General features: G+C 61.4%; 21 protein-coding genes and 1 riboswitch. Of the genes, 12 read left to right on the plus strand and 9 right to left on the minus strand.

Annotated elements, in window-relative coordinates; genetic code table 11:
* Window positions 1-16: 16 nt before the first annotated feature.
* A complete protein-coding gene (locus tag AB8B20_RS02460; RefSeq protein WP_439071570.1) occupies window positions 17-520 on the minus strand; it encodes a hypothetical protein in 504 nt (167 codons plus the stop codon).
* A 255-nt stretch (window positions 521-775) separates the two neighbouring features.
* Between AB8B20_RS02460 and surE the strand changes: the two genes are divergently transcribed.
* Complete coding sequence (gene surE / locus AB8B20_RS02465; RefSeq protein ID WP_175367039.1) at window positions 776-1543, plus strand: 5'/3'-nucleotidase SurE; 768 nt, start codon at window positions 776-778, stop codon at window positions 1541-1543.
* Window positions 1544-1570: 27 nt separating this feature from the next.
* On the opposite strand, the gene AB8B20_RS02470 is transcribed toward surE, so the two are convergent.
* Window positions 1571-1948 (minus strand): response regulator, encoded by a 378-nt coding sequence (locus AB8B20_RS02470; RefSeq protein WP_093758704.1) that lies wholly within the window; start codon window positions 1946-1948, stop codon window positions 1571-1573.
* A gap of 291 nt (window positions 1949-2239) precedes the next feature.
* On the opposite strand from AB8B20_RS02470, the gene AB8B20_RS02475 reads away from it, so the two are divergent.
* From AB8B20_RS02475 to metE, 3 genes are all read left to right on the plus strand, one after another.
* Window positions 2240-2890 carry a protein-L-isoaspartate(D-aspartate) O-methyltransferase gene (locus tag AB8B20_RS02475; protein WP_244558313.1) on the plus strand — a complete coding sequence of 217 codons (651 nt, stop codon included), beginning with the start codon at window positions 2240-2242 and terminating at the stop codon, window positions 2888-2890.
* 107 nt (window positions 2891-2997) lie between these two features.
* A complete protein-coding gene (locus AB8B20_RS02480; protein ID WP_439071571.1) occupies window positions 2998-4410 on the plus strand; it encodes a peptidoglycan DD-metalloendopeptidase family protein in 1413 nt (470 codons plus the stop codon).
* A 168-nt stretch (window positions 4411-4578) separates the two neighbouring features.
* Window positions 4579-4790, plus strand: a riboswitch (cobalamin riboswitch).
* Window positions 4791-4894: 104 nt separating this feature from the next.
* Entirely contained in the window at window positions 4895-7270 is a 2376-nt protein-coding gene (gene metE / locus AB8B20_RS02485; RefSeq protein WP_439071572.1) for a 5-methyltetrahydropteroyltriglutamate--homocysteine S-methyltransferase, read from the plus strand.
* Window positions 7271-7317: 47 nt separating this feature from the next.
* Here the strand turns inward: metE and AB8B20_RS02490 are convergent, their stop codons facing one another.
* The gene (locus tag AB8B20_RS02490; protein WP_439071573.1) at window positions 7318-8301 is read right to left on the minus strand and encodes an ATP-binding protein; all 984 of its coding nucleotides are present in this window, start codon (window positions 8299-8301) and stop codon (window positions 7318-7320) included.
* A gap of 192 nt (window positions 8302-8493) precedes the next feature.
* Here AB8B20_RS02490 and yajC point away from each other — a divergent pair, with 192 nt between their 5' ends.
* Genes yajC through AB8B20_RS02515 form a run of 5 tightly spaced genes read left to right on the plus strand, consistent with a single transcriptional unit; the run spans window position 8494 to window position 12768 of the window.
* Window positions 8494-8865 carry a preprotein translocase subunit YajC gene (gene yajC / locus AB8B20_RS02495; protein WP_093758697.1) on the plus strand — a complete coding sequence of 124 codons (372 nt, stop codon included), beginning with the start codon at window positions 8494-8496 and terminating at the stop codon, window positions 8863-8865.
* Window positions 8866-8909: 44 nt separating this feature from the next.
* Complete coding sequence (gene secD, locus AB8B20_RS02500) at window positions 8910-10508, plus strand: protein translocase subunit SecD (protein WP_231080757.1); 1599 nt, start codon at window positions 8910-8912, stop codon at window positions 10506-10508.
* 31 nt (window positions 10509-10539) lie between these two features.
* Window positions 10540-11541 (plus strand): protein translocase subunit SecF, encoded by a 1002-nt coding sequence (gene secF, locus AB8B20_RS02505; RefSeq protein WP_170849718.1) that lies wholly within the window; start codon window positions 10540-10542, stop codon window positions 11539-11541.
* A 1-nt stretch (window position 11542) separates the two neighbouring features.
* Window positions 11543-11926, plus strand: coding sequence for an Mth938-like domain-containing protein (locus tag AB8B20_RS02510; RefSeq protein WP_089264470.1), 384 nt, complete (start codon window positions 11543-11545; stop codon window positions 11924-11926).
* Window positions 11923-12768 carry a phytoene/squalene synthase family protein gene (locus tag AB8B20_RS02515; protein ID WP_439071574.1) on the plus strand — a complete coding sequence of 282 codons (846 nt, stop codon included), beginning with the start codon at window positions 11923-11925 and terminating at the stop codon, window positions 12766-12768. The genes AB8B20_RS02510 and AB8B20_RS02515 overlap by 4 nt, the downstream gene beginning before the upstream one ends.
* Here the strand turns inward: AB8B20_RS02515 and AB8B20_RS02520 are convergent.
* The 3 genes from AB8B20_RS02520 to AB8B20_RS02530 form a co-directional block, all read right to left on the minus strand.
* A complete protein-coding gene (locus tag AB8B20_RS02520) occupies window positions 12760-13863 on the minus strand; it encodes a serine/threonine protein kinase (RefSeq protein ID WP_439071575.1) in 1104 nt (367 codons plus the stop codon). The two genes, AB8B20_RS02515 and AB8B20_RS02520, sit on opposite strands and share 9 nt — an antisense overlap.
* A 30-nt stretch (window positions 13864-13893) precedes the next feature.
* Window positions 13894-15327, minus strand: coding sequence for a methylenetetrahydrofolate--tRNA-(uracil(54)-C(5))-methyltransferase (FADH(2)-oxidizing) TrmFO (gene trmFO, locus AB8B20_RS02525; RefSeq protein ID WP_439071576.1), 1434 nt, complete (start codon window positions 15325-15327; stop codon window positions 13894-13896).
* A 200-nt stretch (window positions 15328-15527) separates the two neighbouring features.
* Complete coding sequence (locus AB8B20_RS02530) at window positions 15528-15680, minus strand: DUF1127 domain-containing protein (protein ID WP_081421766.1); 153 nt, start codon at window positions 15678-15680, stop codon at window positions 15528-15530.
* Window positions 15681-16424: 744 nt separating this feature from the next.
* Here AB8B20_RS02530 and AB8B20_RS02535 point away from each other — a divergent pair.
* On the plus strand, window positions 16425-16685 hold the full coding sequence (locus tag AB8B20_RS02535; protein ID WP_089264718.1) for a hypothetical protein: 261 nt from the start codon (window positions 16425-16427) through the stop codon (window positions 16683-16685).
* Window positions 16686-16746: 61 nt separating this feature from the next.
* Here AB8B20_RS02535 and AB8B20_RS02540 read toward each other — a convergent pair whose 3' ends face one another.
* Window positions 16747-17559 (minus strand): lytic murein transglycosylase, encoded by an 813-nt coding sequence (locus tag AB8B20_RS02540; protein ID WP_184516344.1) that lies wholly within the window; start codon window positions 17557-17559, stop codon window positions 16747-16749.
* A 532-nt stretch (window positions 17560-18091) separates the two neighbouring features.
* On the opposite strand from AB8B20_RS02540, the gene AB8B20_RS02545 reads away from it, so the two are divergent.
* Both AB8B20_RS02545 and AB8B20_RS02550 read left to right on the plus strand, forming a co-directional pair.
* Window positions 18092-18466, plus strand: coding sequence for a DUF3597 domain-containing protein (locus tag AB8B20_RS02545; RefSeq protein ID WP_175367031.1), 375 nt, complete (start codon window positions 18092-18094; stop codon window positions 18464-18466).
* Window positions 18467-18584: 118 nt separating this feature from the next.
* Entirely contained in the window at window positions 18585-19376 is a 792-nt protein-coding gene (locus tag AB8B20_RS02550) for a fumarylacetoacetate hydrolase family protein (protein ID WP_439071577.1), read from the plus strand.
* Between the two features lie 149 nt (window positions 19377-19525).
* Here the strand turns inward: AB8B20_RS02550 and AB8B20_RS02555 are convergent, their stop codons facing one another.
* Together AB8B20_RS02555 and AB8B20_RS02560 are read right to left on the minus strand one after the other, a co-directional pair.
* On the minus strand, window positions 19526-19798 hold the full coding sequence (locus AB8B20_RS02555; protein WP_093758689.1) for a GNAT family N-acetyltransferase: 273 nt from the start codon (window positions 19796-19798) through the stop codon (window positions 19526-19528).
* A complete protein-coding gene (locus tag AB8B20_RS02560) occupies window positions 19795-20079 on the minus strand; it encodes a GNAT family N-acetyltransferase (RefSeq protein WP_093758688.1) in 285 nt (94 codons plus the stop codon). Before AB8B20_RS02560 ends, AB8B20_RS02555 begins: the two co-directional genes overlap by 4 nt.
* Between the last annotated feature and the right edge of the window lie 214 nt (window positions 20080-20293).

The following is a 20293-nucleotide window of genomic DNA, read 5'->3' on the forward strand; positions in this document are numbered from 1 at the left end:
GTCGCGCGCCAGCCGCTCAGGCGCGGCTGGCTGTGACCAGCGCGCATTTGGCTTTCTCGGCTTTTATGTTGACAAAGCCCATATGCGTCATCGGAAACGCCTTGCGGCTTTTCGTGCTGACGGTCTCCGCGATGACGCGGCGACGCTCCGTCACATAGCGCCCATCCCTGCTGCGGAAGGCGCAAGCGATTTCGAGGTCCTTGACCGGATAGTCGTTGGCGTTGCGCACGGTGAACGTCATCAGCGCCCTGGAACCGAGGCCGCCGCGGCGAAACGATTGGCGGGAGAGGCTGAGACGGGTGAGCTCCGCGGCGTCGGGGACGCTGACGAGTTGTGAAGGAGTGGGTTTGGCAAAGTCCTCCTCACTCAACTCGTCGGGCATAGTTGCCACTACCGCCGTATTGAGGGTGAGATCGGGCTTGGTCTCGGCCAATCTGGGAAGCAGCAGCCACCCCGTCAGGGCGACAACCGCGATCGCCGGCAATCCGATGATCAACACCCGTTCGAGCTGTTTCGCCATCTCCGTCGCCCTGTGGGGCGCTGCGACCAAGGCCATCCGGGTCGAGCGCGCATGCTTCAGACGCAACTGGCACTCACCTACCTAAGTTAAAAATCCCGGCGACGCCGAAATGTTCCGGCCCGCGGGAAAAATCGCCTTCAAGACAGCCATGGCTGCGCACAAGCAGCGCCCAAAATGGGGGTGGCAAAAGCCGGTACATGCTGGCAAAAACCGGTGCCGGCCAGCGGCCCTCCCGATCGAAAAGGCACCTCACGAATGCGCATTCTCTGCACCAATGACGACGGCATTCACGCCCCCGGCCTGAAGATCATCGAGCAGATCGCCAAGGAATTGTCGGATGATGTCTGGGTGGTGGCGCCCGAGCTCGATCAGTCCGGTGTGTCGCATTCGTTATCGCTTAACGATCCGCTGCGGTTGCGTGAAGTTGGCCCCCGGCACTATGCCGTGCGCGGCACGCCGACCGACTGCGTCATCATGGGCGCGCGTCATATCCTGAAAGACAAGCAGCCAGATCTCGTATTGTCCGGCGTCAACAAGGGCCGCAACGTCGCCGAGGACGTGGTCTATTCCGGTACCATCGCCGGTGCGCTCGAGGGCACCATTCTCGGCATTCCGTCGGTGGCGTTGAGCCAGGAATTCTCGATGGAAACGCGTCACAACCCGCAATGGGAGACCGCGTTGAAATATGGGCCGGACGTGCTGCGCAAGGTCATCAAGGCGAGCGTTCCGAAGAACACCGTCATCAACGTCAACTTCCCGGCCTGCGCGGCCGACGAGGTGAAAGGTGTCGTCGTCACCCGGCAGGGCAAGCGCAATCAGGGCTTTTTGCGCGTCGATGAGCGGCGCGATGGCCGCAACAATCCGTATTTCTGGATCGGTTTCGAGCGCATCGTCGCCGCGGAAGCCCCGCTGGAGGGCACCGATCTCGCAGCCCTTGCTGCGCGCTATGTATCCGTTACGCCGCTGCGGCTCGATCGTACGGACGATGTATTCTCCGAAGCGCTGACCAAGGCGCTTGGCTGAGATTTCGAGATAGGCGAGTGGGCTCGCCTAAACCGCAACGCCCTTGAGCGTCGTGGACAGGACCTGCGCCAGCGTTTCCATTTGGAAAGGCTTCTGCAGCGTCGGGCGGTCACGAAACTCTTCCGGCAGGCCTTGCGCGCCGTAGCCAGTCGCGAAGATGAACGGGCGGTTGCGCGATGCGATCACTTCGGCGACCGGCGAAATCACCTTGCCGTTGACGTTGACGTCGAGGATCGCGATGTCGAACTTCGCAGACCCAGCCAGCCTGATCGCCTCGTTGATGTCGCCGGCTTCCGCGGCCACGCTGTAGCCGAGTTCCTCGAGCATATCGGCGACCATCATGCGGATCATGACCTCGTCTTCGACCAGGAAGACGGAGCCGCCCGGCGGGTTCGTTGCAGTCATGGCCGGTTTCCTTGCCCCAATCCTCTGAACAAAATCGCAAATTCCCGGGTTGAACGCAATCTCGACGCATTGCCATTTTCGTGACCCAAAGACGCAGTCGCGTGTTCGGTACCAGATAGAGCAAGATCAGGATTTCAGCGCCCCGCCCATAACAGGCTCGTATGTTGCTGGTTCCGCGCGCGGAACAATAAAAGTTGTCGTAAGGCTATCCCGGTTCCGATCGCAGAAATACATCAATCTATCTTTGCTAGATCGAGAGTGTTTCTAACCTGTGCTGCGTGAGGCATTTCCATGATTACCGTCGGACAGCCGCCCGAACAGATGACGTTTCAGCTTGGTCTGCGGCGCCGTGGGATCAGCGATCGGCTGGTGCTGCGCGCAATGGAGGATATTCCGCGTGATCGCTTCGTCGAGCCGAACGATCGCGCCCACGCGTGGCGCGATACGGCCTTGGCCATTGCCTGCGGTCAGACCATCAGCCAGCCCTTCGTGGTGGCCTATATGACCGAACAGCTGCAATTGAATGCTGGTCACCGTGTGCTCGAGGTCGGCACGGGATCGGGCTACCAGGCCGCGATCCTGTCAAAGCTCGTCCGCGACGTGCTCAGCATCGAGCGCTATCGCACGCTGGCCGACGCCGCCCGGACCCGGTTGGAGGCACTCGGCCTCCACAATATCGAGGTCATGCTCGGCGACGGCCTCAACCCGGCTGCCAATTTGGGATCGTTTGACCGGATCGTCGTGACCGCCGCAGTGGAGGAGGTGCCGGTGGCGCTGACCGATCGGCTTGAGGAGGGGGGTATTCTGCTTGCGCCGGTTGGTCCTCATAATGGCGTCCAGACCCTGGTCCGGATCCGCAAAACCGGGGATGGATTGGAGCGAAAGGAGCTCGTGGATGTACGTTTCGTGCCTGCACTTCCGGGCATCGCGCGCGAACTCTGAAAAAAGTTCGTGAACGGCTGTCACGTGTTGGTCGCAAGGTTAAAGGCTTGGTAACGGAGACGGTGTTTACTCAATTCAGTTGTTTGTTGCGTATGAGTGAGTAACCAATGTCCAGCGTTGTCGAGTTGCTTTACTCGCGCCGCGCTCCGCAGGTCGCGGTGCTGGCGCTGATGTCTATCGGTTTTGCCGGCTGCAGCGCCGACATGCAGACACGGCTATCTCAGAATCCAAATTTTGACTCAGGTCAGTCCCGTGGCTTTGGCTGGCAAGGTGAAACCACCGGCTCGGTACCGCAGCGCGCACCGCGCGCGCCGGTCGAGCGTCAGGAACTGCCACAATATCAGCGCCCGGCCTATAATCCGCAGCCGCAGTATCAATCCCAGGCTTTGCCGCCGCCGATCTCGGCGCCGCAGTCCTATCCGACAGCTCGTCCGGTTGCGTCGGCTGCTCCCGTCAGCGGGGGCGGCAACGGTATGTATACGCCGCCGCCCGCACGTGCGCCGATCGAAACCACCGGCTCCACGGCACCGCGCTCGGTTGCAGCGACCAACGGCCTTGCCCGTGATGGCGGCACCTCGATCATCGTCGGCACCAGCGATACGCTCGATGGTCTGGCGAAACGCTACAACGTCTCGTCGGCTGCGATCCTGCAGGCCAATGGCTACAAGGGTCCCCGCGCGCTGTCGCCCGGCCAGTCGCTGATCATTCCGCGCCAGGGCGCTGCGGCAACTCCGGCCGTTGCCGCTGCTCCGAACAAACCTGCTGTCGGCGCGTCGACCACGCATTTTGTCAATCGCGGCGATACGCTAATGAGCATCTCGCGCCGGAACAACGTGCCGGTGGCCGAACTCGCACGCGCCAATGGTCTGGCGCCGACTGCCCAGTTGAAGCTCGGCTCCAAGATTACGATACCGGGCGCGCGTACGGCTTCTGCGGCTTCTGCGGCTCCCGCGGCCGCGCCGCTTGCTGCGCCCGTCGCAGCCGTGACGGCCGCTCCGGTTGGCGCGGTCACGTCCGCTGCCGTGGCCCGTGTTGCTTCTGCCGAGCCCGCGCAGAAGGCCCGTCTGGCAAGTGCCACGACGACGCCTGAAGAAACCGCGCCGGAATCGCCGACTAAAGCCGCTGACGCAACCGGCGCTTTGCCGACGTTCCGTTGGCCGGTGCGCGGCCGCGTGGTCACAGGCTATGGCGCCAAGACCAATGGCAAGTCCAACGACGGCATCAACGTCGCCGTGCCGGAAGGCACGCCGATCAAGGCTGCCGAAGATGGCGTCGTTGCCTATTCCGGCAACGAGCTGAAGGGTTACGGCAATCTGGTCCTCGTTCGTCACTCCAACGGCTACGTCACCGCATATGCCCATGCGAGTGAGCTGATGGTGAAGCGTGGCGAGACCATCAAGCGCGGTCAGGTGATCGGCAAGTCCGGCCAGTCCGGTGAGGTTACTTCGCCGCAGCTTCACTTCGAGATCCGCAAGGGCTCGTCGCCGGTCGATCCGCTGCAGTTCCTCAACGGGGCGTAAGCGCAATCCACGAAGTGTAGTTCGCATTTAAGCAAGCCCGGCCTCGTGCCGGGCTTGATGCGTTTGATCTCGGGGCTACGGCCCACTCCAGCTCCGGAGTCTTCAACGCGCTGCTGCGAGTGGGCAGCTTGCGCGAGCAAGCTCGGTTGACTGCCGCGCGATGTTGCCCATATGTGGACATGTCGTGGTTCTTCGGGAAGGTTTGCCCGAAGCTAAGAGGGAAGCCGGTGAGGCGTTAAGCCAAGGCCGGAGCTGCCCCCGCAACTGTAAGCGGTGAGCCGCTGTCCATTAAAGTCACTGAGACCCGCAAAGGTTTTGGGAAGGCCGGACAGCAGCATTGACCCGCGAGCCAGGAGACCTGCCTCGACAACATAAACGTCCTCGGGCGGGGTGTCCCGGTGGTGCGGTTGCGATTCCGCGACTGCCGTCGTGGAATCCAGACGTGTCACTTTGGCCTTTTGCCCCCAATCATTGGGGTTAAGCCATGTCTACTGTGTCAAAGTCTACTTCTTCAAAATCAACCACCTCTCTTCCTGTTGCTACATTGGGCACGCCACGGATCGGTCCGCGGCGTGAACTCAAGATGGCGCTGGAAAGCTATTGGTCCGGTGCAATCGACGAGAACGCGCTGATCGATGTCGGCGTCGGGCTGCGTGCCGCAAACTGGGCGCGTCAGAAGTCGCTCGGGATCACGGTCCTGCCGTCGAACGACTTCTCATTCTACGATCAGGTGCTCGATACCAGCGTCATGGTCGGCGCCATTCCCAAAGTCTATGGCTGGAACGGCGGAGACGTCTCCTTCGCGACCTATTTTGCCATGGCACGTGGATCACAAGGCGATGAGCATGACGAGGCGTGCACGCACGGCTCTCATACGCATGATACGTCGCAAGGCGTACCAGCACAGGAGATGACCAAATGGTTTGATACCAACTACCATTTCATGGTGCCTGAACTGGCGCAGGATCAGACCTTCAGTCTCGCATCGCGCAAGCCGATCAGGGAATATGAGGAGGCGAAGTCGCTCGGCTATCAGACGCGGCCTGTGCTGGTTGGGCCTGTGACCTATCTCAAACTGGCCAAGAGTATGGATGCGTCATTCGACCCGGTGACGCTGCTCGATCGATTGCTGCCCGTCTATGTCGAGGTGCTCGGGGAATTAGCCGACAGCGGCGCTGAGTGGGTGCAACTGGATGAGCCGTGTCTGGTGCTCGATCTCGACGCGCCCGCAAGGCAGGCGCTGCAGCGGACTTACGCTGCTTTTGCGGAAGCGGTCCCGCAGCTCAGGATCATGCTGAACACGTACTTTGGCGAACTTGGCGACAACCTCGATCTGGCCCTGTCGCTTCCCGTCGCGGGGCTTCATCTCGATCTGGTCCGTGGACCGGAGCAGTTCGACGAAGTCGCTGCGAAGGCACGGAAGGACCTGATCCTCTCACTCGGCGTGATCGACGGCCGCAATATCTGGCGGTCCGACCTGTCCAGCCTGCTCGATGGCTTGGAGCCCATGGTCGATTTGCTGGGACGACATCGTGTGGAGCTGGCGCCATCCTGTTCGTTGCTACATGTGCCGATCGATCTCAGCCTTGAGACCGCGCTCGATCCGGACGTCAAAAGCTGGCTGGCATTTTCGATCCAGAAGATGGAAGAGCTGGCCGCGCTTGGAGCGGCACTGGCTGGCAGTCGCGCGGATGTCGCTGCAACGCTCGCGGCGTCGGATACCGCGGCGGCTGCGCGACTGGCATCGTCGAAGATCCACGACCTTGCTGTCGCCAAGCGCGTTGCCTCTGTTGATGCGACCATGCATCGTCGCGGCAGTGACTTTGCCACACGTGCGGCCGATCAGCATCGACGCTTCAAGCTGCCGGCATTCCCGACAACGACCATCGGCTCGTTTCCGCAGACCGCGGAAGTGAGAAACGCACGCGGGGCCCATGTCAGGGGCACACTCAGCGATGCCGCCTACAAGACGTTCCTGCAGAACCAGACGGCGAGGGCGGTGCGCTGGCAGGAGAATATCGGTCTCGACGTGCTGGTGCATGGCGAGTTCGAGCGCAACGACATGGTGCAGTATTTTGGCGAGCAACTTTCCGGCTTCGCCTTCACCAAGCATGGCTGGGTCCAGTCCTATGGCTCCCGTTATGTACGGCCTCCTGTCTTGTTTGGAGATGTGTCCCGGCCACATCCCATGACCGTCGAATGGTGGCAGTACTCGCAGTCGCTCACCGAGCGGCCGATGAAGGCGATGCTGACAGGGCCCGTCACGATTCTGAACTGGTCATTCGTGCGTGACGACATTCCCCGCGAAGTCGCGTGTCGCCAGATCGCGCTCGCGATACGCGATGAGGTGCTCGATCTGGAAAAGGCGGGCGCCGGTATGATCCAGATCGACGAAGCGGCACTCCGCGAAGGGCTTCCGCTGCGCAAATCGGAATGGAAGTCCTATCTCGATTGGGCCGTGGAGAGCTTCCGTATCTGTTCGTCGGGTGTGCGTGACGACACGCAGATCCATACGCATATGTGTTACTCGGAGTTCAACGACATCATCGACGCGATCGGTGCCATGGACGCCGACGTGATCTCCATCGAAACGTCACGGTCGAAGATGGAACTGCTCGATGCATTCAGGACCTACAAGTACCCGAACGAGATAGGTCCGGGCGTTTACGACATCCACTCGCCGCGGGTGCCCGAAACGCGCGACATGGTCGACCTGCTGAAGCTTGCACGGCAGCGGCTGGCGGACTCCCAGCTCTGGATCAATCCCGATTGCGGGCTGAAGACCCGCAAATGGGAGGAGGTGCGGCCTGCGCTCGTGAATATGGTCGCGGCGGCACGTGAGTTGCGAAGCCTCGCCTAGGGCGAGTCGAATGCCGCCCCGTTGTCATGACGGGGCGGCACTTGCCTTTACTTTGTGGCCAGCTTCACGCCCAGGCGTCCTGCGAGTTCCTGTACGAATTGCCAGGCCACGCGACCTGAGCGCGAGCCACGGGTGGTCGACCATTCCAATGCGTCTCGCTCCAGCTCGGCGGCGTCGGTCTTGAGGCCATAGTGGCTGCAATAGCCGCGCACCATGTCGAGATATTCGTCCTGGCTGCATTTGTGGAAGCCGAGCCACAGGCCGAAACGATCCGACAGCGACACCTTCTCCTCGACGGCTTCGCCGGGATTGATCGCGGTCGAGCGTTCGTTCTCGATCATCTCGCGCGCCAGAAGATGGCGGCGGTTCGAGGTCGCATAGAGGATCACGTTGTCCGGCCGGCCTTCGATGCCGCCTTCGAGTACAGCCTTAAGCGACTTGTAGGACGCATCGTTGCCGTCGAAAGACAGATCATCGCAGAACACGATGAAATAGAAATCGGAGGCGCGGATCTGCTCCATCAGCGCCGGCAGGCTCTCGATGTCCTCGCGATGGATCTCGACCAGCTTGAGGCGGCCGGCGACGGATTTGCTGGTATTGACCGAGGCATGTGCGGCCTTAACCAGCGACGACTTGCCCATGCCGCGCGCACCCCAAAGCAGCGCGTTGTTGGCCGGCAGGCCGTTGGCGAAACGCCGAGTGTTCTCGATCAGAGTGTCGACCTGCTGATTGATGCCCTGCAGCAGGCCAATATCGACCCGGCTGACCTTCGGTACGGGAGCCAGGCGGCCGTCGGGATGCCAGATGAAGGCCTCGGCGCTGGCCAGAGAATCGGCATTGGAGCGCTTTGGCGCCGTGGCAGCCATACCCGCGGCAATGGCCTCAAGGGCGAGCGCGATCCGCTCATCGATCTGGGGGGCGGCGGCTGGTCGCGGACGTTTTGCCGCGGTCGTGCGGACGGTCTTGGACGTGCGGGTCGCAGGGGCCTTTTTGGCAGGGCGGCGGCTTGTTTTATTGGGCTTTTTTGACATTTTTGACTTTCCTCGGCGCGCACCCATATCGAGCCCGGAACACATCCGCAAGCGGTACAAATCGCAGACAAATCAGAGGGTTTACCGGCGTTGCAATTGGGACGCCGGCCGCTATAGTCCGCGCGAATTTACCCAAACCGGCCGAACGCCGACGCGTCGCCGGTTATTCCCCAGCGTTCACGAGGACTTCCGATGTTCATTACCCCTGCGTTTGCCCAGGCTGCAGCCGGCGGCGACACCAACAGCATGCTGATGTCGCTGCTGCCTTTCGCGCTGATCTTCGTGATCATGTATTTCCTGATCCTGCGTCCGCAGCAGAAGAAGGTGAAGGACCACGCCGAGATGGTGAAGAACATCCGCCGCGGCGACACCATCGTCACCTCGGGCGGTTTGGTCGGCAAGGTCACCAAGGTGGTCGATGACGAGCAGGTTGAGTTCGAACTCGCCGAAGGCGTTCGCGTACGTCAGCTCCGCACGATGATCTCGGGCGTGCGCACCAAGGGTGAGCCCGCCAAGGAGAAGGCGGACAAGGCTGATGCCAAGGACGACGCGGCCGCGAGCTGATGCGTTTGCGCGTCGCCATTTCAAGAATCTGACGGATCATCTCGATGTTGTATTTCACGCGGTGGAAGGCGCTGGCGGTCATTCTGACGGCGCTCGTGGTCTGCCTGTGCGCGGTTCCGAATTTCTTCCCCGAAGCCACCGTGAAAACCTGGCCGAAATGGGCGCAGCGCCATCTGGTGCTGGGCCTCGACTTGCAGGGCGGCTCGCACATCCTGCTCGAAGTCGATGCCAATTCGGTCAAGAAGGACAAGCTCGATCAGGTGCGCGACGACGTTCGTCGCACGCTGCGTGACGCCAAGATCGTCTATACCGGCCTTGGTGTTCGTGGCGACAATGTCGAAGTCCGCATCACGAAGGACACCGAGTATCAGACCGCGCTCAGCAAGCTGCGCGAACTGTCGCAGCCGCTCGGCGGCCTCATGGGCCAGAGCGGCCAGCGCAGCCTGGAAGTCTCGGACGCAGGCAACGGCCTGATCCGTCTTTCGGTGCCGCCGGCAGCGATCAATGACCGCATCCGCCAGTCGGTCGAGCAGTCGATCCAGATCGTCGAGCGCCGCGTCAACGAACTCGGCACCGTCGAACCGCTGATCCAACGTCAGGGCCTCGATCGCATCCTGGTGCAGGTGCCGGGTCTGCAGGACCCGACCCGCCTCAAGGAATTGCTGGGCAAGACCGCGAAGCTCGACTTCCGCATGGTCGACACCTCGCTCCCGGCCGAGCAGGCACAAGGCAGGGTGCCGCCGGACTCCGAACTCCTGATGAGCTCGCAGTCTCCGAAGACGCCGTATCTCGTGAAGAAGGAAGTGCTGGTCTCGGGCGCTGACCTGACCGATGCGCAGCCGGGCTTCGATCAGCGCACCAACGAGCCGATCGTCTCGTTCCGTTTCAACACGTCCGGCGCCCGCAAGTTTGCCGATGCCACGGTGAAGAACGTCAATCTGCCCTTCGCCATTGTGCTCGATAACGAAGTGGTCTCCGCCCCGGTCATTCGCGAGCCGATCACCGGCGGCTCCGGCCAGATCTCCGGCAGCTTCACGGTGCAGGGCGCCAATGATCTCGCGATCCTGCTGCGTGCCGGCGCGCTGCCTGCGCCGCTCAGCATCATCGAGGAGCGTACCGTTGGCCCCGGCCTCGGCGCCGACTCGATCGCGAAGGGCGAACTCGCCGCCTATGTCGGCTCCATCCTCGTCATCGTCTTCATGCTGCTGACCTACCGCCTGTTCGGCCTGTTCGCCAATATCGCGGTGACCATCAACGTTCTGATGATTTTCGGCATCCTGTCGCTGCTCAACGCCACGCTGACGCTGCCCGGCATCGCTGGCATCGTGCTGACGGTCGGCATCGCCGTGGACTCGAACGTGCTGATCTATGAGCGCATCCGCGAGGAGTTGCGCGCCGGCCGCACCGCCATTTCGGCGATCGATGCCGGCTTCAAGCGCGCGCTGGCGACCATTCTGGATTCCAACATCACGACCTTCATCGCCGCTGCGGTGCTGTTTTACATCGGCACCGGACCGGTCCGCGGCTTCGCCGTGACCTTTGGCATTGGCATCATCACAACGGTTTTCACGGCCTTCACCGTGACCCGTCTGATCGTCGCCGGCTGGGTCAGGTGGAAGCGGCCGACCAGCGTGCCGATTTGAGTTTACGGAGCAGATTTTGACAACGACACAAATGGTTCTGGCAGGTCTGGGCGCGCTGATCGTCATTCTGTCGATCGTGGCGATCTTCGATCTGTTGCCGTCGCTCCGCATCGTCCCCGACGATACGAAGTTCGATTTCACGCGCTTCCGCCGCATCTCGTTCCCGATTTCGGCGCTGCTGTCGATCCTCGCCATCGTGCTGTTCTTCACGCACGGACTGAATTTCGGCATCGACTTCAAGGGTGGCACGCTGCTCGAAGTCCAGGCCAAATCCGGTACGGCCGATATCAGCGCGATGCGCTCGACGCTCGCCGCCCTGCAACTCGGCGACGTGCAGCTGCAGCAGTTCGGCGGCGCGGCCGACGTGTTGATCCGTCTGGCCGAACAGCCGGGTGGCGATGCCGCGCAGCAGGCCGCCGTTCAGAAGGTTCGTGCAGCCCTCGGCGACAGCGTCGAATATCGCCGCGTCGAAGTGGTGGGTCCGCGCGTCTCCGGCGAATTGCTGGCTTACGGCATGCTCGGCCTGATTGTCGCGATCATGGGCATCCTGATCTATCTCTGGTTCCGCTTCGAGTGGCAGTTCGCCTTGGGCGCCATGATCGCCAACGTCCACGATATCGTGTTGACCATCGGCTTCATGTCGATCACGCAGGTCGACTTCGATCTCACCAGTATTGCGGCGCTGCTGACCATTCTCGGCTATTCGCTGAATGACACCGTGGTCATCTACGATCGTATTCGCGAGATTCTGCGTCGCTACAAGAAGATGCCGATGCCGGAGCTGCTGAACGAGTCGATCAATTCGACCCTGTCGCGTTCGATCATCACCCACGTCACCGTGACGCTGGCGCTGCTCGCGCTATATGCGTTTGGCGGCCAGGCGATCCACTCCTTCACCGCCGTCATGATCTTCGGCGTCGTGCTGGTCGGCACCTACACCTCGATCTTCATCGCTGCACCGCTGCTGATCTATCTCGGCGTCGGGGAACACCGCGAAGATGCCGACAAGCCGGCCGCGAAGCCGAAGCCCTGAGATGCCGGTCGATCCCGAAGCGCCGCACCTTCCGCGCTCGGCCGCCATCGAAGCCTACGGCAAGGGCGGCTTCCACTTTGACACCATGTCGCATCAGGGCTCGCTGCTGTGCCTGCCGGATGCGGTGTGGGCGTGGTCGGTCACCAAGGCCAGTGACATTGACCGCCATTCGCTGCGGCGCGTGTTCGAAGGCGCGGCAGGCATCGACACGCTGATCATCGGCACCGGCAACGAGGTCTGGATCGTCCCGAACGATCTTCGCAACGCCTTGCGCAATCTTCACGTGGTGATCGACGCGATGCAAACTGGGCCGGCGATCCGCACCTATAATGTCATGTTGGGCGAGCGCCGCCGCGTTGCCGCTGCGTTGATCGCGGTGCCATGAGTGGTGCTGATCAGAGCTCCGCGGCTTTCTGCGCGCAGTTGGTGCGCAGCCATGACTTTGACCGCTACGCGGCGACCTTGTTCGTGCCTGCCGACAAGCGCCGTTCGCTGCTGGCGCTCTATGCGTTCAATACGGAAATTACCCGCGTCCGCGAGCTCGTGAAACAACCGTTGCCCGGCGAGATCCGGCTGCAATGGTGGACCGACATGCTGGCCGGCGCAGGTCACGGCGATGTCGAACAGAACCCCGTTGCTGCCGAATTACTTCTGGCGATCCGCGCGCACGATCTTTCCGTCGACAGGCTGTCCAAGCTGATCGATGTGCACATCTTCGATCTCTACAACGACCCGATGCCGGATCTCGCGCTGCTCGAGAGCCACTTTCGCGATACGCTCGGGACTTTGCTGTTCTCATCGGCAAAGATCCTCGGCGACGGGTCTGAGGCCAGCGCTCATGTCGCCGAGCATGCCGGGCTGGCCCAAGGCGTCGCGTGGATCATTACGCGTCTGCCCTATGACACGATGCGGCGGCAATTGTTCGTTCCCCAGGACATGCTCCTGCAGAACGGCAGCAGCGCCGATCAGATGTTTGCCGGCAAGATGACGCCAAGCATCCGTGCAACGCTGGATCGGCTGATATCAGGCGCGCAGGAGCAACTCGCGACAGCGCAGGGAATGCTCGCCGATGTGTCGCCGGCTGCGCGTACGGCGTTCCTGCCCATGGCGCTGGTGATGCACGATCTGGCGCAAATGGCCCGAGCGGATCACGATCCGTTCGAACTCCACGTCAGATCGCGCTTGCGGACGCTGTGGACGCTGTGGCGCGCGTCGCGCTCAGTGTGACGTCAGCTTCTGGTCTGTCGTCTCGAAGTTGAAACGGTCGCGCAGGTTCTTCCGCGACTCCAGGATGCCCTTCAGGAACGCGCGGTCGGCGTCGCTGGTCATCAATGGCTCCAGCAGATCAACCTGATTCATTGCGACGAGCTGCAGCACTTCGGTACGAATGCGGCCGGAGGCGTCGCGGGGCAGGGCTGTGACGACCTGCAGATGCTCAGGCGGCTTTGCCCCCTTTGTGGCAGCCAGTTCACCCTGCAGCTTCGTTTCCAGCGCGACATCATCGGCTTCCACGAATGCATAGAGGCCGACGCCGGTGCGCCGGTCGGCAAAGGCGACGATCGACGCGTCGCGCACTGCCGGGTTCTGCTTGATGATCTCGAGCAGAGGGGGCGCGTCGTTGACCAGACGCTTGCCGCCGCCCTCGCGGTCGGTGAAGTTGAAGATGCCGCGTGTGATGGCGCGATAGACCTTCTTGCCGGTCATCAGCCAGATCCGTGCTGGCAGCGACTTCTTCGCCAGGATCGCCTTTTCCTTCGGCGTCAGCAGTTCTGGCGCGTAAGTGCGCTTGTGCTTCAGGAGATGACGCAGGTCTTCATAGGCAGCGATGCGAAACAGCTGGCTGCGGGACTTGAAGCAGACCGCGAGCTGGAAGTCGGTGACATAAGCTAGCCCGTCGCTGCCGCGCAGCCAGTTCTGCTCCTTGGCGAGATCGTTGTGGCACACGCCCATGCGATGCAGCTTGCGCAGCGCCCGCTTCGCGGATTTGAAATAGCGCGCATCGTGATGCGGCTTGGCGAGATGCAGTGCGACGCCGTCGATGAAGCCGCGCACCAGCGCGCGGTCGCCGGCCCAAAGCAATTCAGGCCCGACGCGCAGATCGCGCGCCAGCGTCAGTGCGCGGCGTTCCCGCGTGAACAGATGCAGCGCCAGCAGATATGACCACCACGGCACCTGGTCGAGCCGGCGCAGCACCGCATCGACTTCGCCCGATGACGTGCGATAGCGGCCGCGCTCGACGGTCGAGAACACGTCGCGTTTCAGCAACACGCCTTCGGTCCAGGTCTTGGACAGCGCTGCGGCGTCCTGTGGCGGCAAACTCATCGAACAATCCTGAAATTCAAATCGCCGGCGTCATGCCGCGGCTGCAACGGGCAGGCTGGCGGCAATCCAGTCATCCATGTCGGCCAGCGCCCGCACGCTCATCGCCTGCTTCTTGGCAACGGTCTTCTCATTGCCGCGCAGCCGCGAGCCGTCGGGCTTCTTGGTCGGCGCCTGAGCCAGCGGCGGGAACAGGCCGAAATTGATGTTCATCGGCTGGAAAGAGCGCGGTCCAGCATCGATGGTTTCGATATGGCCGCCGGTGATGTGGCCGAGCAACGAGCCCAGAGCCGTCGTCACGGGCGGGGGCGCCAGCGACTGGCGCTTGGCATCGGCCGCGGCATAGAGGCCGGCGATCAGGCCGACGCTGGCGGACTCCACATAGCCTTCGCAGCCGGTCATCTGGCCGGCGAAACGCAGGCGCGGTTGCGCCTTCAGGCGGAGTTGCTCGTCGAGCAGCTTTGGCGAATTCAGGAAGGTGTTGCGATGCAGGCCGCCAAGCCGTGCGAATTCGGCATTCTGCAGGCCGGGGATCATGCGCAGCGCCTGCTGCTGCGGGCCGTATTTCAGCTTCGTCTGGAAGCCGACGATGTTGTAGAGCGTGCCGAGCTTGTTGTCCTGGCGCAGCTGCACGATGGCGTAGGGCTTCACCAGCGGATCCCTGGGGTTGGTGAGGCCGACAGGCTTCATCGGGCCGTGACGCAGCGTTTCGCGGCCGCGCTCGGCCATCACTTCGATGGGCAGGCAGCCGTCGAAATAGGGCGTGTTGGTTTCCCATTCCTTGAAGTCGGTCTTTTCACCCGCCAACAGTGCGTCGATGAAGGCGTCATATTGCTCGTGGGTCATCGGGCAGTTGATGTAGTCGGCGCCGGTGCCGCCGGGCCCGACCTTGTCGTAGCGCGACTGGAACCAGGCGATCTCCATGTCGATCGAATCTTTATGAACGATCGGTGCGATGGCATCGAAGAAGGCCAGCGCGTTCTCGTCGGTCAGCCCACGGATGCCGTCCGCGAGCGCTGCGGAGGTCAATGGCCCTGTCGCGACGATGACATTGCGCCAGTCGGAAGGCGGCAGGCCGGCGACTTCGGCGCGGTCGATGGTGATGAGCGGGTGGTCGTTCAGCGCCTTGGTCACGGCATCGGAGAAGCCGTCGCGATCCACTGCCAGTGCGCCACCGGCGGGCACCTGGTTGGCATCGGCGCAGCGCATGATCAGCGAGCCCAGCTTGCGCATCTCGGCGTGCAGCAGGCCGACAGCGTTGTTGAGCGCGTCGTCAGAACGGAAGGAATTGGAGCAGACCAATTCGGCGAGGCCATCGGTGCGATGGGCATCGGTCATCTGGTGCGGCCGCATCTCGTGCAAGATCACGGGAATGCCGGCATTGGCGACCTGCCAGGCGGCTTCCGAGCCGGCAAGGCCCGCGCCGATCACATGGACGCAGTCGTCTGGGTTTGGGGCTGTTGTCATGGCCCCGCATGTAGCGCGTTTCGGCGCGAAGTGGAATTCGCTTCGCGGAAATTCGGCCGGTTAGCCAAAGCTTTGAAGACGCTTTGGTTCAAGCACGTCTGGCTCCGAAGACGGTGTCTTCAGGGAACCACGATTGCGCCCGCGCGAGGCGGCCGCAATCCGTGAAACGTCAGGCAGGACAGATAGAACGTCCTGACGGATCAGCCGTTATAGGCGCCAGAAGCAACGCGCGGAATGTCCGAACGGTCGAGACCGATGTCGGAAAGCTCGCGATCGCTGAGCTGGGAGAGTTCGGCAACGTTGCGCTGATAGTCGCGGAACGCCTGGATCATGCGGATGAATGAAAGCAGCATTTGAGTTCTCCTTCGTTAAGCGATTCATCTCTTGCGAGGTGCTTCGCTGTTGAAGTGAATATAGGTGACAATATCGCAGTGCAGCAGTCGAGATGTTGCGATGCAGCTAGTCAAGGACTGCATAGCTCGCGCAAGGAATGATTAACCTCTCGGCGCTCGGAGGCGATTTTGCGGGCACAGTGCGTATTGAGGCACCTTTAGAGATGATCGTAGCTGTTAATTAGTCAGTTAAATCATGCGTTTGGAGGTATTCCAAAGCTAGCCGGATGCCAGAGGCTGAACCGGCGCGATGAAGCCTTTCTGACCTCAATCAGCCAGCGCACTCGGCGGTTCCTCGTAAGTTCCTGCCTGGCGTCGCTATGCGTGATTCGCATGCGAGTGTTAAGAATGAACATAAAGTCATCCTTACGCGAGGCTTGCGGGGCGACTTTTCTCTAAACTGCATGCGTGAAGGCAAATACATATGCAACTCGAGGTCCTGCGCGAAACGCGGTTGCTGTTGGCCTCCGGAGGCACATCAAAAGGCCGATGCTGCGACGTCAGTAAACGCGCGCGAATTACATTTGTGTAAGTTTGTTGCTCGTGATGTCTGAAGCGCCAAAAAGTTGAGTGTTCTTGGTGGCGATCACAACCGGCTCACATTCAATTCACTGCGGCTGTTATTTCCTGGATCGCAGCGGGACGTATCAATTCCTTCTACAGAATCCGGCAATGGCGTCGGTTCTGTTGCGAAGGACAAATAAGATGATCACAAGATTACTGGGAGCGGCCGCCATGGCTGCTGTTGTGTTCGCTACGGTGCCGGCTTCGGCTGCACGTATGGAAGGCTGCAGCGGCAGCAACCTGCTGAAAACCGAAACCGCCGTCGAAGCGATGCCGGACGGCGATGCGAAGTGGGTTGCGTTCAAGGAAATGACGGATGCGCAGACCGCGTTGCTCGACAACAAGATGGGCGTGTGTGCTGTCCATCTGACCAGGGCCATGCATGTCGGCATGACGAAGTAGGACATCACGGGAGGGGCCGCTTGCTGAGGAGCGGACGGCCCTTCCATCATCTCATGCGAGTCTACGGTTCTTTGGCGAGCTGACTGGCGAAAGTGGCGATGGTCTTCGAATAGACCTCGCTCTTGTTCCACTGCTGAATGACCGCGAAGTTCGCAGTCCCCGGCGCAAAATCCTGATCGCGCTTCCAGCCATAACTGGCGAGATAGTTTGCCGTTGAGGCCAGCACGTCGGGCGCGCTGCGCAGCAGGTCGCGATGGCCATTGCCGTCGAAGTCGACAGCGAATTTCAGGTAGGACGATGGCATGAATTGCGTCTGGCCGATTTCGCCGGCCCAGGCGCCATGCATCTCGGCCGGCGCGAGGTCGCCGCGGTCGACGATGCGCAGGGCATCGAGCAATTCACCGCGAAACATCTCGGCGCGTCGACAATCATATGCGAGCGACGCGATGGCGCGGATGGTAGGGAATTTGCCGACATTCACGCCATAGTCGGTCTCCAATCCCCAGATCGCCACCAGCACCGGACCGGGCACGCCATATTGCTGCTCGATGCGTCCGAGCACCGAGCCGTAACGCTTCAGCATGTCGCTGCCGCGACGCAGCCTTGGTGGCACCATCCGTCCGGAAAATTCCTCGAAGCTTTGTTTGAAGACCTGCTGGCCGCGATCGCGCGACAGCACGCTGTTGTCGAGGGTGACGCCGGTCAGTGCTGCATCGACGGTCTTCTGCGAAATGCCCTTACCAACGGCTTCCGTCTTGAAGGCGGCGAGCCAGCCATCGAAACTGCCGGTGCCGCAGGAGGGCGCAGCAAGGGCCGGCGCTAGTGGTGAGATCAGGACTGTACCAAGCAGAAACGTACAAAGCAGGGCGCGCATGGTCTCAAGGCTCTCATTCGATGATGAAATCGTGTGTCGCGAACGATAGTGCGCGATGAGCCTTCCGGTGAACCACGGCCAAAACAAGGCTTGCGCAGTGATATCAGAACGGCATGACGGCCTCTCGCGCAATTCTGCGAGAGGCCGTCATTGGGCGAGATCAGACTATCGGGTCCACATTACTCGTCGCTGCGCCATTGAAGATGATGAGCTGCCAGCCTTGCGGCGTGGTCAGCACCTGACGCCGTGGCTCACGCTTCGGTGAAAATGTCGTCGGACATTCACAGCGCTGCAATGCAGCGGCCGGGCTTTTGCCTCAATTCAGGCGGACCTTGCTACCGATGTCAAACGATCTGCCGATAACTTTGCCAACTGGCTTGGGCAGTTGCTTGGAACGACTCTTCCCCGCAGTCTATCGCGTCGCATTGGCAAGCGAACGGTGGGCGGATACAAGTACGAACCGGCTGGTGCTGCCGGAACCAAACACGGCACGAATTCTTCAATCTGTCACGAAAGCTATTGGGAGCGACATATGAGCATTTTCGGAAAGATCATGGGCGCGATTTTCGGCACCAGCGCCAGTGCAGCATCCCCTGATGCCGCGCCGGCCGCCGGCGGTTCGACTCCCGCAGGCGCCGCGCCGATGGACAGTGTTGACGTTGCTGCGATCCTCGACAAGGCCGTGGCGGCCAAGGGCGAGAAGCTGGAATGGAAGACCTCGATCGTCGACCTGATGAAGGCGCTCGACATCGACTCCAGCCTGTCGGCCCGCAAGGATCTCGCCAAGGAGCTCGGTTACACCGGCGACACCAGCGATTCCGCCAGCATGAACATCTGGTTGCACAAGCAGATGATGACCAAGCTCGCTGCCAATGGCGGCAAGCTGCCGGCCGACATCAAGCACTAAACTTCCCATTTGGGACGGAGTTGAAGGCCCGCGCTCGCGCGGGCCTTTTTGCTGTGGTATACCAGCACGCATAAATACAAGATCAGAAAACAAGACAAAACATACGAGGAGAAACGCCATGGACCTCATCAACCGCAGAACGATTCTGACCACCGGTGCCGTTGCCCTGGCTGGCAGCGCATTGGCGGGCGAGGCCGCGCAGGCGCAGGCCGGTCCCAAGGGCATATTCTCGGTCGCGACGGTGACGATTCCCATCGTCGGCGAGACCGACGTGTTTCCGGTGCGCCGCATCTATTGTATCGGCCGCAATTACGCGGCGCATTCCCGCGAGATGGGATCGGACCCGACGCGCGAGCCGCCGTTCTTCTTCCAGAAGCCGACCGACGCGATCCAGAACGTCAAGATAGGCGAGGTCGCCGATCACCCGTATCCGTCGCTTACCAAGAACTATCATTACGAGGTCGAACTCGTCGCCGCGCTGAAATCCGGCGGCACCAATATCCCCGTCGATAAGGCGCTCGACCATGTCTATGGCTATGCTGTCGGACTCGACATGACACGCCGCGATCTGCAGCGCGCCATGGGCGACGAGAAGAAGCCATGGGAGATCGGCAAGAGTTTTGACCACGCCGCAGTCATCGGCCCGATCCATCCGGCCAGCAAAACCGGCCACATGACCAAGGGTCCGATCTCGCTCGCGGTCAATGGCACGGTGAAGCAGACCTCCGACCTCGACAAGATGATCTGGAGCGTCGCCGAGCAGATATCGAAACTCTCGGACGCCTTCGAGCTGAAGGCCGGCGACATCATCTATTCCGGTACGCCGGAGAATGTCGGCCCGGTCGTGAAAGGCGACGTGCTGCTTTGCAAGATCCAGGGCTTGCCGGACATGTCGATCAAGGTCGTTTGAGTTCGCAATCCATTCGTCATTCCGGGATGTGCGCAAGTCGGCGACGCCGACTAAGCACAGACCCGGAATCCCGATGTAAGGAAGACTCAAAACACTTCGAGATTCCGGGAGCGCGCCAAGTGGCGCGCCCCGGAAAGACGTGTGTGTGGCTAGCCGACCAGATCCGCATAGTCCGGATGCTGGCGCAGATAATCCACCACGAACGAACAACCCGCCACGACCTTCAGCCCATCCGCACGGATCAATCCGAGCGCGCCCTTGACCAGTTCTGACGCGATGCCGCGGCCGCGCAGGGCAGGCGGCGTCTCGGTATGCGTGATGATGACGCGATCGCCGGCACGGCGATAATTCGCAAAGGCGACGGAGTCGCCGACATCCAGCTCGAAGCGATTGAGCGCCTTGTTGTCGCGAACGCCGGTCATGCCGCGTCTTTCAGCAAATCCTGATAGTCCGCATGTTTCGCGATATATGCCGCGATGAAGGGGCACTGCGCCACGACCTTCAATCCCTGGGCGCGGACGGCATCGAGCGCGCCGCGGGCAAGCTGTGAGCCGATACCTCTGCCGCCCAATTCCTGCGGCACGACGGTGTGGACGAAGGTGATGGTATCGGACGTCCGGGTATATTCGGTGAAAGCAATATGGCCGTCGACCGCAAGTTCGAAACGGTGAAGCGAAGTATTGTTATAGACCGCGTTGCTCATTCTCATTCCATTCACAGGTGTCCGGGAGAAGGTAGCAGTCATTTCCAAACGGGTGCAATGCAGCCGCCGCATGCTCCATCTGATAGGGGAAATCCGTGTCGTCGCGCGGGTCTCTTTGCCGTTCTGCGCGCTGTGAAAAATGGCTTTGGCGTGGCCTTGCAAAGGCAAAGCGGGTTCCTACGTCAATTGTAGACATACGCCCCGAAGCGGCCGG

This window comes from Tardiphaga sp. 866_E4_N1_4, from assembly GCF_052076075.1.
In the GTDB taxonomy this organism is placed as follows: Bacteria; Pseudomonadota; Alphaproteobacteria; order Rhizobiales; family Xanthobacteraceae; genus Tardiphaga; species Tardiphaga robiniae.